A 17125-nucleotide genomic window follows, 5' to 3' on the forward strand; every position below is an offset into this window, starting at 1 on the left:
CTTGTGGCTTACGGCGCGACCTTGCGTAGGTAATCTGACAATATGGAAGCGATGCTGGCCGCTTGTTCATCCGCGAGCATACTGAAGTGATCTCCTTCAACTCGATGAATCACCAGGTCGTTCCCCAGAACAGGTCCCCACCCGAGGTCGTCGTCCAAACGTCTCCCCGAGGCCATCGACAACACGGCCGTATGCTGGGGACGATACATCTGCACAGGCAGCCCCAACGGAGCAGGTCGATAGTTCAGTGCCAGTTCCAGGTGATGGCGACACATGTCGACACGACGGCGCAGGTCTTCCAGCGTTGCTCCAGCGGGCAACACGCCATGCTGTCTGGCTTCCTGCAGAACTTTCTCCATGGCAGCTTCAAAACCGATCGCTGTCAGTTCGGTGTATTCCAAGCGAATCTTGGCGCCGGAGAACCAGTTCGAGAAATTGACCAGGTCATACAGGAAGCGGACATGGTCGTCCAAATCGACGTGATCTAAGATCTCGGCGGTTGGCGTGTCGAGGAACATTAGCTCGACCTCGGCCCCTTCGCTGCGGAGCCGTTGGGCCATTTCGTAGGCGAAAATCCCACCAGTCGACCAGCCGGCCAACAGGTACGGACCGTCCGGCTGTTGTTTTCGCAACGCCGCACAGTACGATTCGCACATCGCTTCCACGCTGGTGGGCCACTGGCCACGTTCATCCAGCGAATCGGGACGGATCGCGAGCACTCGCCGGACACCTTCCAGCTGCTTGGCAATTGGAAGATAGCAACGAATGTCCCCTCCGACCGGATGCACAAACACCAATGGCGGAGCCTCTCCATTCGTTTGTAGTGGCACCAACGTTGAACTGCTGTGGTTGTTGGAGGATGTTTCTGACTTCTCCTCGCTCGAAGCAGACGCGTGTCCACACAGAGACGGCAGCATCACGTCGGTTAACGAAGAGATGCTCGGGCCTTCCATCAAATGCGACATGGGGATCTCTACCCCCAGCCGTCCCTCCAGATTGGTTTTCAATTCCATCGCCATGAGAGAGTCGACACCGATCGCACTGAGCTGCTGATCTGGTTCAAGGTCGTCGACTTCACAGTCAATAATTCGTGCCAGCTCGTTCGCCAGATAAAATCTCAGAACCCGCTGCTGATCGTCACCTGCCTCGCGAAGCTGCGCCAGGAACGATTCGTCGATCTGAGAGGAAGCCGCGTTAGCACTTCCATCGGTCTCCCAGTGGGACGCGAAGTTAGCAAAGAACGGTGGAGCCCCCTTTGGCATCTGCCTGGCAAGTGCAGGCCAGTCGACATCGATGACCGAGACCTGGGTGGTTTCGCCTTCCACCAGCAACCGCTGCAGAATGCTCAAGCATGCAGTCGGCTCGATGAGGCGCATTCCCCGCCCACTAATCTGATCGCTTTTTCCCTGGGCGGTCGCCATGCCGCTCTCAGCCCACGGACCCCAGTTGATCGATAACGCCGGCCGTCCGAGCAAACGTCGATAATTGGCGAGACCATCCAGGAATGCATTCGCCGCCGAGTAGTTCGCTTGACCAGGAGAACCAAGCACGGACGAGATGGAAGAGAAGAGCACAAAGAACTCGAGCGGCCAGTTTGCGGATAGCTCGTGCAGATGCCAAGCCCCTTGAACTTTCGGGCCCAGAGGCTTCGAGAACTGCTCCAGTGGCATATCGTAAAGAATGCCGTCGGCCAAAACTCCTGCCGCGTGGATGATGCCGACGACCGGCGGGAATTCGTTCGGCAGGCTGGCCAAAGCCTGTTCCAGCGATTCACGGTTGGAAACATCCGCTTGCAGGCACTCGACCTTCGCTCGTTCAAGCAGCGGAGCCAACGCCTGCTGCTGCTCTGCCGTAGGCGAACGCCGACTCATAAGCAGCAAGTGCCCGGCTCCCTGATCGATCAGCCATCCTGCCAGGCGTAAGCCCAGCGCTCCCAGGCCACCTGTGATCAGGTACGTCGCATCCTTCCGGCTTGGCTGCGTTGGCGTCGATTCTGCTCCCGACGACCGCTGGCCTGGCGCCATCGTCACGACAATCTTGCCAATATTCTTTCGCTGTGCCATGTACCGAAATGCCGTGGCGACTTCATCCGCGGCAAATTGCGTGAGCGGCAATGGCCGATAGATGCCGCGATCGAACAGGTCCATCACTTCCGCGAACAACTTTTCAATCTCATGCGGGCGTTGTCGCAACATCCGGTCGAGGTCGATCGCAAAATATGAGAGGTTATCTTGAAAAGGAAGTAGACCGATCATGCGATTCTGATAGATGTCGGTCTTACCAATTTCAAGGAAACGTCCATACGCGGACAAGATCGCGATGCTCTTGGTAATGGCATCCCCTGGCAGCGAGTTCAAAACTACGTCTACGCCGTAGCCGTCGGTAACCTCACGAATCTGATCCGCAAATTCCAATGTCCGCGACTGGAAGATATGTTGCACTCCCATATCGCGCAGGAACTGTTGCTTTTCATCGCTGCCTGCGGTCGCGAATACTTCGGCACCCACATGCTGGGCAATTTGAATCGCCGCCTGGCCGACACCACCCGCCGCGGCATGAATCAAGACTCGCTCTCCCTTGGAAAGACGGGCCTGCCAGCAAAGGGCATAATGCGCGGTCATGAACGTGATCGGAACCGTACTTGCTTCGGCATGCGATAAGCTGTGCGGCTTCTTCACCAACGCATAGTCTGCCGTGATGGCATGGCTCGCCAGGCTATACGGAGCGACTCCCATCACTTCGTCCCCGACCTGGAAACGAGTCACGTCTGAGCCAACCGCTGTGACTACGCCAGAGCATTCAATCCCCAGCGGGATCTCTCCTTCTGGTAAACCAGGATAGAGCCCCATCGCCTTGAGGATATCGCTGAAGTTCAACCCAGTTGCATGAACTTCCAGCTGTACCTGATTCGCTTCCAAGTCGGGTGGCTGGAAATAGCCCAGCTCCAGACGGTCGAAACTTCCAGGCTCTTCGATATTCAGCTTGAATGGTTCACGCGGGATCACCAGCCTCTTGCTGCGACCACTAGCGGTTTGCTCACCCGACTTCGCAGGCGCCAATCGAGCAACAAGTCGACGTCCCCCTCGACGGACCACCTGACTTTCGCCATCGCTTGCCAGAAGTTCGGCGGTGAGATCAGCGGCCGAATCGGCAGCACCCCGACTACGATCGAGATCGATCAATCGGATGGAAGCCCCTGGGAACTCCAGCGAAGCGGTACGCCCCAGTCCCCACAGCATGGCATGTGCTGGCGAGCAGGTTTCGTCTCCTGTAATCACTTGGGCGCCTTGCGTCGCCACCGCAATCAACGGTCGTGGAGCCACCGCCGCTTGCATCGTTTGCTGGAGAATCGTGAGGGTCGATCCCCACAGCTGGGCGTGCGAGTCCTCAATTCCCGTGTCGGTAGACTCAGGAAGGTGTGGCACATACACGATACCGTGGCACGTAAGCCCAGCGTCCGCGAACGCAGCGCTGAATAGGCTACGAAAATGTTCAGCATTGCTGAAATCTAGGTGCCAAAGGTCATCGTCCACCCGGCTGAACTCGTCGCCGGGCAGCGCTCGAATGATCTGAGTGCCAGTCTCGCGAATTGCATTGAACGCTGCAGTCGTCAGGTCCGATGGATCGCCTAGCACCAGCCAAGCCTTCCCAGGGATCGCAGTTAATTCCGGCGACTCCGGTAACTTGGCTTCGGTCCATTGCACTCGATAGAGGAGTTGCGTCGCGTCTTCCTTTCCCTTTCGCCGCATGCCGAGACTTTGGGCGACAACGCCGCGCAGTTCAGCGAGCGTCTTGCCATTCGCATCGAGCAAGAACAGGTCCGCCGTGATAGCATCCAGCTCATTCGCATTGGATGTTCGCTGGGCATAGATCTCCACCGCTTCCAGTGGATTGCCGAGTAATTCAAACCTTCCTATGCCCGTGGGAAGGTAGGTCCGGTTGCTTGCCGATCCATCCTCCGAAGTTGGAACGACCCCCGCCATTGCCTGCAGGCAACCATCGAGAATTGCGGGATGTATCTTATGCGACTTGCTCTCACTCGTGACTTGCTCGGAAATCTGTAACTGCGCTAACGCCTCGCCATTGCCGACGCTTAACTTGGACAAGACCTGGAAACGATCGCCATAATCGAGACCAATTTGACGCATCCGTTGGTAAAACTCACCAGATTCAATCTGGTTCAGAAACTGTTCTGCGCGATCCAGTTCTGGCGAAAGCACACCCTTCGGCTCGTTCCCCTGTGGGAGTCGTCTCAACTTGCCAATCGCATGCATCGTCCAGGGTTTGTCCCCTTCCAGAGGTCGGCTGTAAGTTTTGAAGACCAAATGCTCCGAGCCGGTCCCCTGCTCTAACACGCATTGCAGCCGATGGGATGACTCGGCCGATAGGGTCATTGCTTGCTGGATAGAGACCTCCTCGACCGAAACAGGGCCGTCACCGAACAGCTTCAGCGCTGCGTTCAAGGCCTGTTCCAGGTACCCTGCCGCTGGCATCACCGGCGAGCCTTGCACGCGGTGTTCCGCCAGGTAAGCAGGCGAATGTGCGTCGACCTCCGATTCGAAGACCGTTGTATTGAGTGGTGTCGGAATCTCGATTCCGAGAAGTGGATGCTGCCCGGCTGCTGCCTGGGAAGCCCGTGGGCCGGAATCTCTTCGGCCCGACTCTTGATGCCAATGACGTTTTCGTTCGAATGGATAGGTCGGCAAGGAGATCCGTTCCGGTGCCGGTCCGCCAGCAATGTTCTCCCAGCGGATTTTGCCGCCGAGATGGTAGAGCTCGGCAAGGCTTTGCATAAGGACCTTCCAGTCACTATGCCCGCTCCGCAACGACGGTAGCCAAGTCAGGCCGGCATCGTCGATGAACCGCTTTCCCATGGCAATCAACGTGGGGGAGGGTCCGGACTCAAGGACCACGTCTGGCTGCAATGCCACCAGCGAACGCAAGCCCTGTTCAAATAGAACCGGCGCTGCAACATGTTCACGCCAATACTTTGGACCGGGGGCCTCGGCGAGCAGCGTTCCCGTGAGGTTCGAGATGATTGGTAGACGAGGCGTGCGCATCGGAATCGTTGCTGCAAACTCCTCGAAGTCGTCGAGAATCTCGTTCATCAATGGCGAATGAAACGCATGCGAGACTTGCAACTGCTGCGCTTTAACGCCTTGCAGCTCGCATTGTTTCATTACGTCCGCGACAACATCTTTCCGGCCTGAGATCACCGTGTTGGCAGGCCCGTTACAGGCCGCGATCGAAACAAGGCTCTCGTTCCCTTGAAGCATGCCGGCAAGCCGATCGGGCCCACAAAAGATCGCGGCCATGGCACCATTGGCCGCGGTTGACTGCATGAGGCGACCTCGTTGGGATACCAGACGAAGGCCATCTTGCCATGAGAAAATGCCCGCAATCGCAGCGGCAACGAACTCGCCGATGCTATGTCCCATGACCGCCGCCGGCTCGATTCCCCACGAAATCCAAAGCATCGCCAGGCTGTATTCCAGGGCGTACAGCGCTGGCTGCGTGAACTCGGTATTCGAGATGCGGCTCGCCTCGGCTTCGGCGAAGATAATTTCGAGCAACTCGAAACCAAATTCCTCACGAAGTAGCACGGCGCATTGATCGAGTGTTTCGCGGAAGAGGGGTTGGGTTTCGTAAAGTTCTTTCCCCATCGTGGCATATTGACCACCCTGCCCCGTGAATACGAACGCAACTTTCGGTGGTTTCGTGGGCCGTCGCTGAATTTTGCCATGCCCGTTTGCGAATGTCTCTTGCAGCTTCTTCCGCAAGTCCGCAGCGTCTGCGAAAGGGACCGCCACAGCATGGCCAAAGTCATTTCTGCCGACATTCGCGCTGAAGCAAAACGAGTCGAGATTGATAGGCTTGGTTTGCTCCAACATCTCGTCCAGACGTTTGGCAATCGCTTGAACCACGGCAGGGCTTTTTCCAGACAGCGTGACAAGCTTTGTCGACGGAGACGTCACTGGCTGGGGCCGCACCACCGCAGAAGCTTCTTCCAGAATGACATGGCTGTTGGTTCCACCAAAACCAAAGCTACTGATCCCAGCTCGACGAGGTCCGTCCGATTCTGGCCAGTCGCTGATTTGGGTGGGAATCTGTAATCGAGTTCCCTCGAACTGAATCAATGGGTTGAGTTGCTCGAAATTTGCTTGAGGCACCAGTTGTCGATGGTTCAGCATCAACACGGTCTTGATCAGCCCAGCGATTCCGGCGGCTGTTTCCATGTGCCCGGTATTCGCCTTCAGCGACGACATATGGCAGACAGGGTCATTGGAAGAATTGCGGCGGAAGACCTGTTTCAAGGCCTCGAATTCGATCGGATCCCCGAGCGGCGTTCCGGTTCCATGGGCTTCGATGTAAGAAATATCCGAAGGAAGCAGCGCGGCGTTGGCAAGTGCTTCACGGATCACCGCCTCCTGGGAATGGCTGTTGGGGGCCGAGATCCCAGAGGTTCGTCCATCCTGGTTGACTGCGGTACCACGGACCACTGCCAAAATCTGATCTCCCTGGGCAATGGCATCGGTAACACGCTTGAGAACAACGAGGCCTGCCCCCTCCCCTCGGACGTAGCCATTGGCACGCCGATCGAATGGCCGGCACATTCCATCTGGCGATAACATCCGAGCGTTGGAGAATGCAACCGTCGTTTCTGGCGTGAGAATCATGTTCACGCCAGCAGCCAACGCCATGTCACATTCCCGCGATCGCAGGCTGTTCGCAGCCAAATGCAACGCGACCAGGGAAGATGAACAAGCAGTATCAACACTTAAACTGGGACCGTGCCAATCAAAGACGTAAGAGAGCCGATTCGAAGCGATACTGAGCGCATTCCCTGTGCCCGAATGCGCATCGATATGACGGTAATAGTCGTGGTATGAAATTGGGATCTTGGCATAGTCCGCAGCACCGATTCCGACGAACACCCCTGTCGAAGATCCGCGGAGCCGCTGCGGAGCGATACTTGCGGACTCTAAGGCTTCCCAGGCGATCTCTAAGAGAAGTCGCTGCTGCGGGTCGATCTTCGCCGCCTCGCGCGGACTGATCCCAAAGAACGCGGCGTCGAACTGATCGACATCCTTTAAAAAGCCACCGAAACGCGTGGTCATCTTTCCGGGCGTGCCAGTCGGGTCGTAGAACTCGTCCACGTTCCATCGATCTTCTGGAATCTCCCCGACCGCGTTGCGTCCTTCCGAGATCAAACGCCAGAACGCCGCCAGATCGGGAGCACCAGGAAAGCGACATCCCATGCCGACAATTGCAATCGGTTCTGAGTAGGGAACGGACTGTTCAATTTCGCGTCGCAACAACTGCAAGCGCGAAGGTGGAAGCTGAGAAAGGCGGAATGCCAGATCATTCACGGGAAAGGCATGCTCTCAAATGAATAGGAGACATATGGACAGCATGGGGAATGCTCTCCAGTTGGCCGTCAAATATGCTATTTTTGGGGGGTAACATCAGTGATAACCCATCCAAATGAGATCTCAATAGTAAAAGCAGGTAATTTACACAAGGTTGTCATGTTTCCCTCACTTACCTGGACAGCCGATTGTGGTCGCCTCCCTTCTTGTTGACTGCCATCGAGCCAATAACTAATATCAGACGAACGGGGGGCCCGCTAGCAATCAAATCCCCTCTCTCAAAACACCGCATCCATGACTCACAACTTCTGCCAGCGTGGACCTTTGAGACGAATTGATCGATGCATAAACCCCAAACGGAGGCAGCCTCCAGGTCTCCTGCTAATTGCCAGACCATTAGCGAGATTGTGGATTTTTGGGCGGAACTCCATCCCGACCGACCGGCGATAACATTCCTCGACGAGAGCGACAACGAGAAGGTCACCACCTTCAGTGAACTGAACTCGAAAGCACGCGCGGTTGCTGCGGCACTCCTAAAGCGGTGTCGCCCAGGCGATCGTGCGTTGGTGATCTTTCCGTCGGGCCCTGAGTTTGTCAGCGCCTATCTAGGCTGCCTTTATGCGGGAGTGCTGGCGGTTCCGGTCACTGAACCGAAGCCACGACGTCCCAACAATCGTCTGGCAGCGGTCGCGAACGATTGTGCGGCAAGTATTCTCTTGTGCGCTCAGGAGGTCATGGACCGGGTCGATCTGTCGCAGTTCTGTCCCAACATCGAGGTTCTCAGCTTCGCCGTTGCTTCCGCAGAATCGTCCGATTCAGTTGAACTGCCATGGATCGACGGCGATGCGATCGCTTTTCTGCAATACACCTCCGGTTCGACAAGCGAACCGAAAGGAGTGATGGTCAGCCATAGCAATTTGCTGCATAACCTGGAAACCATTCGCCAGGGATTTCGGCAACAATTCCATGTCGATGGCGACGAAATCGCCTCGGGCGTATTCTGGCTGCCGTCGCATCACGACATGGGCTTGATCGGTGGAATACTCACGCCGCTGTACATCGGCGGCCACACGATCTTGATGTCTCCCAATTCGTTCCTGAAGCGGCCGATACGTTGGCTGGAAGCGATTTCTCGATTTCGAGCAACGATCTCTGGCTCACCCAACTTTGCCTACGACTTCTGTGTCGATCAGATCCCGTCAAGCGACATGGCTTCGCTTGATCTCTCGTGCTGGGAAATTGCCTTCTGTGGTGCAGAACCAATCCGGGCGAAAACGATCGATCGGTTTTGCGACAAATTTGGAGAAGTTGGGTTCCAGCGAAGTTCGTTTTATCCCTGTTATGGTTTGGCCGAATCGACTCTATTGGTCAGCGGCAATCCCAAACGCTGCGAACCTGTTTTGAAACAGGTCGACCGCGTGAGGTTGTCGCAGCATCAAGTGATCCCTTCCGACTCTTCCGAGGAAAATTATTCGGCGGTACTGGTCGGTTGTGGCGAGCCCCTCCTGAAAGGGCAAGTCGCCATTGTTGACCCGCAGACGGGCCACCGCTGTGGCAAGAATGAAATCGGCGAAATCTGGGTCGCCAGTCCGAGTGTCGCACGTGGTTACTGGCAACAACCAGACACATCCGAGATAACATTTCGGGCCACGTTGAAAGACGCTCCAGACGCCGGGTATTTTTTGCGAACCGGCGATATGGGCTTTCTTTCGGAAGAAGGCCAGCTCTTCATCAGTGGGCGCCTCAAAGAATTGTTGATCATTCGTGGTCGCAACCATTATCCCCAAGACATCGAAACCACCGCCAGCCAGTCGCACGAGTCGCTGCCTAACGGATCGAGTGTTGCCTTTTCGATAACGATTGATGATGAAGAGGAACTGGTAATACTCCACGAGCTTGACCGATCCAACAAGAACGGCGACTTCAACGAACTTCTGCGCGGAATTCGGTCGGCCGTGATTGATACGCATGGCGTCGAACCGACCGAAATCTTGCTGGTTCGTCCGTTCAGCATTCCCCGCACCACCAGCGGAAAACTGCAACGTCTGTTGAGTAAACAGCTTCACTTGGACAAGCAATTGAAGGTAATGGCAAGTTGGCAGAAGCCACGTAGAGCCAAGGTGGTGGCAAAAGAAGTCGCAGCGACCACGCCGGTCGCCACCGAGCCCAGAACTTCCAACGCACCACCTGAAAACGTCGAGCATATTGCGGAAGAGATCGAACAGTGGCTACTGAACTGGTTCGTCGAAAATGGTGGTGTCTCTCGAGAAGATGCGACGTCTGATCGTCCATTGGCCGAGCTTGGTCTCGATTCGCTACAGACGGTCGAATTGGCGATCGAAGTCGAAGAACGACTTAAGCTGTCGTTCAATCCGATCGTCGTCTGGAACTATCCCACGACACAAGAACTCGCACGATTCCTCGCGCAGCAAGTGGCCGACGAGTTCACTTCTCCGCAACCAACAACCCGCCGACAGTCAGGCGGAGCCAGGTTCGAGTCCCTCTTGTCCGAAGTCGAATCCATGAGCGAAAAAGACGTGCTTCGCCGATTGAGCGTGATCACGACAGGGAATGTTCCCCAACCAGGTTCCGATCGCTGATGACTTTGAGAAAGGGAGCCTTCAAGGAAATTCCTTGGTATTCAACCACGAACAACGGAATCCTGTCTTGAGTCTGCCATTGGCCTATGGCCAGTGAGAAGCAGGTGCGAGGTTGAGAAGCCGTGGTCTTAATGCACATGATCTCCTTCCCTTTCGCTTCTGTGGCACCTCTCGCTGCCCTGTTCCGCGAACTTCGCTATCCCAGGCTTCTTCGCGCAGAGGGTTGCCTGGCGCTGAAAAGATTCTAGGCCAACCAGTATCTCTCTGAACGTTTCGCCGGTCATCATGTCGCATCGGACCGGTCGGCAGGCCAATTATCTCATCCCAGGAAGGGCCGATCCACAGACGGACATTCGACGCGCTGCCGCAAACCAAGTCGCCGCCAGGAATTGCCTGGCCGGTAGTAATCTTCGTTCGTCGACTTCGAGGTGTTCGAACCTCATCAGTGGCAACAATCGGATGGCATGCACTTCTAACGGTGGCCCCATACCTGGGCGAGACTCCCTTCCACGTGGCCTCCACCATATCAGTGAAATCTTACCATTCAGCCGGGCAATGGAAGCTGTGTGGTCTTCCGATCGCGATTCACCACCGGACGACGATTCGGGGCCATCTGAACCTGATGCGGAACCGAGCTAACTTGAACGCCGGCCCCGCTCGCTACGAAATCAAATTTCGACGATCGGTGATTAGCTGGGCTTGGCGTAATTTGTGGTATCGAGTTAATCGCATCGACCCCGCCTGCGAAGAACCTTGTGGGAACAAATTGCAGTTGCGGCTCCCAGAAGTCACAATGCAGTGAGACCACACCCCCTGCGATTTGGATCGATCGATCTATCTCGCAATTGTCGTTTTGATCGAGGAGATTGGAGTCCTGTGAAAAATACCACGTATCTCGCCCCACTATTTCTGAAATCTGCCCTGGTGGCTTCGATTTTCTTTCTGGCGACAGACGTTGCCCAAAGCGCCGATGGTCCCCAGGACAAGGTTGTGTTCGCGGACGATTTTGATAGGAAGGATGCGAAGCCAGTCCAGTCGATCGACGACCTCGAGCACTGGGAATTTCTCGACCCCAAGACTTGGACCTGGAAGGCTACCGAAGACGCTGGCGGTGTCATCGAGATCACCGAGCGCGGCAGCGCGTACAAGCCCCCGACCCGCAGCCCAGGTCACGTGGCCTTGGTCAAGGACGTGGCGGTCGGCAACTGCGAGATCCGCTTTCGTGTTCGCAGCACGAAAGATACCGGCAATCATCGCGACTGCTGCATCTTCTTCGGCTATCAAGACGCATCGCACTTCTATTACTGCCACCTGGGCGCAAAGCCTGATCCCCACAGTGGCCAAATCATGATCGTGAACGAGGCTCCGCGACTCGCACTCACGAAGAACGAAAAGCTAACTCCGTGGGACGATCAATGGCATACCGTCATGGTTCGTCGCAATATCGACAGCGGCCTGATCGAGGTTTTCTTCGATGACATGACAACGCCCCACATGAGTGTCACTGACAAAACATTCGGCACTGGTCGCGTTGGCATTGGATCGTTTGACGATCTAAACGCATTCGACGGGTTTACGGTTTCAACATTCTGATGGAAGTTGGTGCGAAGACCTATTGATGGCAAATGGTATTCCGTGCGTCTTCGCCACAGTGGAGTAGCTCAAGAACACCTCGATGTCCTCTTGATCGACTGCCCAAATCAAGCGCAAATCGAAACAGGCTCTCCGATGACGACCGGGCACTCGAAGATTTGCCAATCCTCAATCGCGCCGGTTCTCTTAATTGACCTCCTTGGTGCACAGCGTTAATACCGAAACAGACGCTGTGCATTTCTTGCCAAAGCCAGATATCGTTATCGAGAACACCGACACGCTAGAGCCAAGTTTTGTCTATTTACCCTCGAACGGTCAGCGGTTGGCAAGAATCCATTCGATCAGTCGCTTGCGAAACTTTTGCTATGGGCTTGTTTTCACGGGAACAACTTCCTCGTCAAGAATCGTGACCTTTGAAAGTGGCTGACTTTCATGAAACGGGTCGTAGACAACCAACCCATAGTGTGCGGACGAACCGACTCGGAGGTGCCAGTAATCTTGACTCAATGGTTTTGATTGCAGGCGTTCCAACTTGTGCGTTGCCAGGTGCTGACGCATCCAAACGTAGCCAGGGCGATAGAGCCAGCCATCATGGAACGTTATCTCTTTAGAATTGGGCAAATTCGCCATCCCCGAGAGCAGCCACAAGGGCGTGCCGTCGTGCAGGAAACGTTTCCCCGTAAATCCCAAATCGGTCTGTGTTGAAAGTCCCTCTCGTCCAGCGACGATATCTGGCGCTGCAACCTTCAAAGTTTGCAGGTCGATGTAAAGCGGCGTCAATCCATGCCGCTCGACGACAACCAGTTCTTTTCCGTCCTTTCGTTGAACGCGTGACAAGCCATCGGCACGGAATGCCGTGGTTATATCCGCCGAGGCTTCTTCGCGGGAACGCCCCTCGGCAACCGTCTTGGCTTCTAGAAGGATATCGACCGAAGGCGTTCCATCTTCAGCGACTTCAAGAATGCCACACCACGCTCTTTCTGTGTTCCCGAAACTTCCCACCATCAGCGCCCGTCGCGGTGAGAGCCCGACGATCTTATGTCCCTTGGAATAATCAGGGAGCAATCCATTGAACGATGCCAGCCGTGTTCCATCGGAGCGGAGAACAAGAATGCCTTCCCCGTGGGCATGCAGCCAGATGCATGCTCCGTCCCACGCAACCTCCCAGTACAAGGGATGATCAGCGGTGGCGTCGGTCAACTTCCGTTCCCTCAGGATGCCTGGCTCGTCCATGACAAAAAACCGGTCGTCAGACCAATAAACATCTTTGGCGCCACAGCGAAGCATGCCTGTCAAAAGCGGAGGTGTCTCCCCTTCTTTGCCGGATACCACCAAAGAGATCGGGGCGAACTCCATTCTTCCTGTCGGACCGAAGTTCCCACGAGGTGGTGGCGCCGACAGCGCACGCGGCGCTTGGTGTGGGGGACGCACCAGTTGCAGGTTAATCACGCGCTGGATCGGCTCACTAGCTCGGTCGAGGCGAGCAACTTCTGCCAGCATCGACTCAAGCTCGCCACGGGAACGCTCACGCCGATTCTTCTCAACCGCGTAGGCGAAGTGGCCGTAAAGGCGTGCCAACTCGCGATCCGATCGCCTTAAGTCGGCAATCAACCGGCCCCAGGGCTCGTATTCCGGGGTACCTGGCTGGGGGACCAGCGTGCTGGAGAATAGCCCCAGCATGTTCTCGGTGGTCGGATCCGTCGCTGGCAGAAGTCGCAAGAGTGTCTCTCGCAGGCTGGCCAGTGATGCCGCGTCGTAGTGGTTGAACGCCACGTCCTTTGCGACATGATTGGTCAACTCATAACGACCGCCATAGAAAGGATCGCTTAAGTGCGTCGGCAACAGACGTTCGTCGGGCAAATGGTCGATCAAGGGATAAACATCGCGCAGAAACTCTCGTTGCGCTGCGCAGGCAGGCTGCAACAGTTCAACCTTCCGCGGATCGTTATGCGCTGCTGCCCGCACGGCGGACGTATCAAAGTATGCATGCTTACCGAGCATGCCGATCGCATCGACGCGACCAACTAGCCGATTCCGAATCAGGTAGGCCAAGTGCTGAAAACCAACACGCATATCGTTCGCAGCGTGCCGAAATTCGTTTTCTCGTTCACTGAGCGATAGCTTTCGAAAGTTCTGCGACAACTGCCAGATCCGATCCGGATCTGGCTGATTCCGATGCTGATATTCGCTGATGGCGAGCGCCCTCAGCAGCGCGTCTTTCGGATCTAAAACTAAAGCCGCTTCGCGCAGGGCTACTGAATGCTGCCAGTCTCCCAGTTCGGCGAATCGCTGCGCGTGACGACTTAAAATCTCTTTCTGCATCGCTGCCGATAAGCTGCCCGGTCGGTTCGCCACGTCACGCAGCACATGTTCACTAAATTCTGTTAGCAGCCAGGCGTCCAATTCCTCCAGGGGAATCGTCTTCTCAAGCGATCTCCCCGGCTGTTCGCCATGTGTCAGCTCGATATTCAACTTGATCGAATGTTCCATCGTGTTCGACGATGTCACCTGAAAATGAGCCTGCACGATGGTGGCGATTGGCCGCGTGATTCCCTCGCTGAAGGTCAATTCGTGCTCACGTAACAACGCATGCGCTTCGTCGAGTTCCAGCAACGCGACCCCAGGCCGCGCCATCAGCGAACTGGTCACCAGATCTTGGCAGCGGGTCTGTAAATATTGGAATCGAATGCCGAAGTCTTCCGACAGGAAGGGAGGAATGGCAATGATGTGCTCAACGCCATCCGGAAACTGCTGCCGCACTTCGTCCACCGAACCAACGCACTGAGCGGCCAGACTTTCGATATCTGCCTGGCCGTTGTAGATGAAGCGTGCCTGCCAAAGTCGAACCCCGAGGTCCGCATCGCATACAACCGCACGCACGATCTGGCGTGCGTCTTCGCTTTCCATTGAAAGAAGTAGCATGGCATTCGCTCTAAGCGTCTTGCCTAGCTCTAGCCGTTTCAAGACATTTTCAGGACTCAGCAGCGCCGAGAGTTCCAGCTCGCGCGTTGCCAGCGACAAATCTTCGCGTTCAACCAGCTGAATCGCTTCGCGACGGGAAAGCTGGGCCGTTACCAGTTCGACAAGCCCTGTCTCGGCAATCTCGCTTGTCGCAATGATTGCCCAGCGCTGGCGTCCCGCATCTTTCCCCCAGGCCATTTCCCCAGGCAGCATCAGCAAGACCAACAGACCCACGATCGTTCGCATCACAGTCATCTTCCGAGAAGTACGTTCTAAACGTGCCCGCCGTACGACTCTTACAGTATGGCAAGTTATCTCCCCACACTAAACCTTTTTGACAAAGGTAAATTTGCAATGAATTCCTCGCGAATCCGCTCCGGGCTAAAGAACGCGAGACCCAGGGGCCTGATTGATGGAAATATGGAGAATGAAAGCGACATCCTCTAAGACTGTTGGCGATTCGATCCGCCTGAAAATCGATGAATCCCACCGAATTGCAACCAAACAGAGCCGCTGCGCCCCAGTTGCGGCCCGCCCAAGATCAAGACTGGCAGCAGCAACGCAAATCGCTTGAGCGAGATAGCTCTTATAGAATCGTGACCAACTTCAAGTGGCCCCTGCGGATAGCTGCTTTTCCTGTGAGTATTGAGCTGGTCAAAGAGAGGGTTCTGTGTCTGGTATTATCGTTTTGTCGAAAACTGCTGCTTATGGTCGAGTTGCCTTCTCTCGTAGCGTGGATTGCGCGTTGTAATCTCTTTGAAACTCAGGAAAGGTTGGATAGTCGTTCCGTAGCAAGAACGTTTGTCGCCATCCCGAAGGCTGCTTGCTGATATCACACTCTTGGGAGATTCGTGCCAATAACTCCTTGTACCGCGCTACAAAAACAGGAGGAATCTCTTGGACGGTATGTTCCTTTGGAGTTCCGAGTAGTTCTTCGTGAAACTGATAGGGACGAGCTAACGAGTTCTCGTAAGCGTAATTAAGCGTTCCCAGCGGCAGGGTGTCAGTATAGTGTTCTACAGCGTTATCTGGCTCGAAGTACACAAACAGGCTGATTCCGACTTGTTCATGCCCATTCCTATGAGTGATCATTTTCGAAATACGGACTTGTGGATATCCGCTAGGTAGACGGACATAGTATGATGACACCGCACATACTATAGACAACGCGGCCATGACAGCCAGCAGCGTTAGAATTCTGAATCGGCGAAGAAAATGCAATCTCCCCATGGCGACCAAACAATCCTCAAGTAACAAACAGCTTATGTCGACGAAATCAGCCCTACCGTCACGGCTGGGTTGCACTGGCAACACCCAGGACCCGTCCCTTAAACATACCGCAACAGTCGCCGCATGACAGCAATCTGGACGAAGGCTAGTTAGTAGGACGAGGTTAGTTTGTCGTACCGAACGAAGACACGGCGAGATTATTTGAGCCAACCGATGGCCAGCTCCGCGATGTTTCTTCGGCGCTAGGCTTTGGGATTGAAGTCCTCCCCTGGGGCTTCGTTGCTCTTGCTTGGAATCACAGCCTGGCTTCGCTTTCGTGCAATGTGCTCGCGGATTTCAGCGGAGCCAGAGCCGCTGCGACCCAGTTGCGGCCCGCCTAAGATCAAGACTGCCAGCAGCAACGCAAATCGCTTGAGCGAGATAGCTCTTATAGAATCGTTACCAACTTCAAGTGCCCCCTGCGGAAAGCTGCTTTTCCTGTGAGTATTGAGCTGGTCAATGAGAGAGTTCTGTGTCTGGTATTATCGTTTTGTCGAAAAATGCTTCTTATGGTCGAGTTGCCGTCTCTCGTAGCGTAAATTGCGCTTTGTGATCTCTTTGCCCTGTTGAACACTCACCAGAGCATCAGAGGTTCTAAGCCCACGGCTGCATAGTTGTCTCGCGCCACACAGAAACACATCCGCTTCTCTAAAGGAGCAGTAAACGGTGCGATTAAGTCCAACTTTACGTACAGTATTTCCTAAAAAGATCATCGAATGTAATCTTCTCCGACGCAGCGAGGCTATAGTCCTGTTCGGAAATCTCTAGGCTAACCAACCTGCCCAACAACTCACCTGAAAGGTATTCAAAAACATACTTACCCCCCTCCTTGCGAACACTCCAGTGGCTGAAAATATATTCACCTTCGGCTGGAGTCTTTTTTTCTTGGGGATATTCACCCGGAACTTCCTCGTAGTATTTACTCATTACTCACATCCCAACTTAGGTTCTACATACTTTGGTTTACGCGACAATTCCATGACTGCCTCAGTAACATCACCAAACGTGAATCCGGCTGGGTGGCACTGGCAACACCCAACTAACACCAGCTTCGCGTCCCACGTGTGCCACTGGCCTCTGGCCAGTGCGAAGTGGGCAGGCACGATCAATCAGGAGAAGGTTGCCGCAATACAGCGCTGACGTGATCGCACGCAGAAGTTTAGTGGGTGTCTGCTTCGCCTTGGCCTGCGAGCCCAAGTCGGCGGAGCATCGGCCCCATGGTCAGGCCGCCGACGAGGATGGAGAAGGCGACGACAGCAGCAGGCCGTTGGCATCGGTGAGCACGTGAAGTTACACCGAGAATGCCCCGCGAGGCCTTCCTAATGCGTTCAT

At 55.2% G+C, this 17125-nt stretch carries 5 protein-coding genes; 2 read left to right on the top strand and 3 right to left on the bottom strand.

The features are described from left to right. Positions 1–8: 8 nt before the first annotated feature. Complete coding sequence (locus ABD890_RS17955) at positions 9–7370, bottom strand: SDR family NAD(P)-dependent oxidoreductase (protein WP_345092885.1); 7362 nt, start codon at positions 7368–7370, stop codon at positions 9–11. Positions 7371–7777: 407 nt separating this feature from the next. Between ABD890_RS17955 and ABD890_RS17960 the strand changes: the two genes are divergently transcribed. Together ABD890_RS17960 and ABD890_RS17965 are read left to right on the top strand one after the other, a co-directional pair. Further along, on the top strand, positions 7778–9970 hold the full coding sequence (locus ABD890_RS17960; RefSeq protein ID WP_345092888.1) for an AMP-binding protein: 2193 nt from the start codon (positions 7778–7780) through the stop codon (positions 9968–9970). Positions 9971–10912: 942 nt separating this feature from the next. Beyond that, the gene (locus ABD890_RS17965; protein ID WP_373356491.1) at positions 10913–11563 is read left to right on the top strand and encodes a hypothetical protein; all 651 of its coding nucleotides are present in this window, start codon (positions 10913–10915) and stop codon (positions 11561–11563) included. Positions 11564–11926: 363 nt separating this feature from the next. On the opposite strand, the gene ABD890_RS17970 is transcribed toward ABD890_RS17965, so the two are convergent. Beyond that, positions 11927–14770 (bottom strand): hypothetical protein, encoded by a 2844-nt coding sequence (locus ABD890_RS17970; RefSeq protein ID WP_345092890.1) that lies wholly within the window; start codon positions 14768–14770, stop codon positions 11927–11929. 1707 nt (positions 14771–16477) lie between these two features. Next, positions 16478–16720, bottom strand: coding sequence for a hypothetical protein (locus tag ABD890_RS17975; RefSeq protein WP_345092893.1), 243 nt, complete (start codon positions 16718–16720; stop codon positions 16478–16480). Between the last annotated feature and the right edge of the window lie 405 nt (positions 16721–17125).

It is taken from the genome of Bremerella cremea (assembly GCF_039541315.1).
Taxonomy (GTDB): Bacteria; Planctomycetota; Planctomycetia; order Pirellulales; family Pirellulaceae; genus Bremerella; species Bremerella cremea.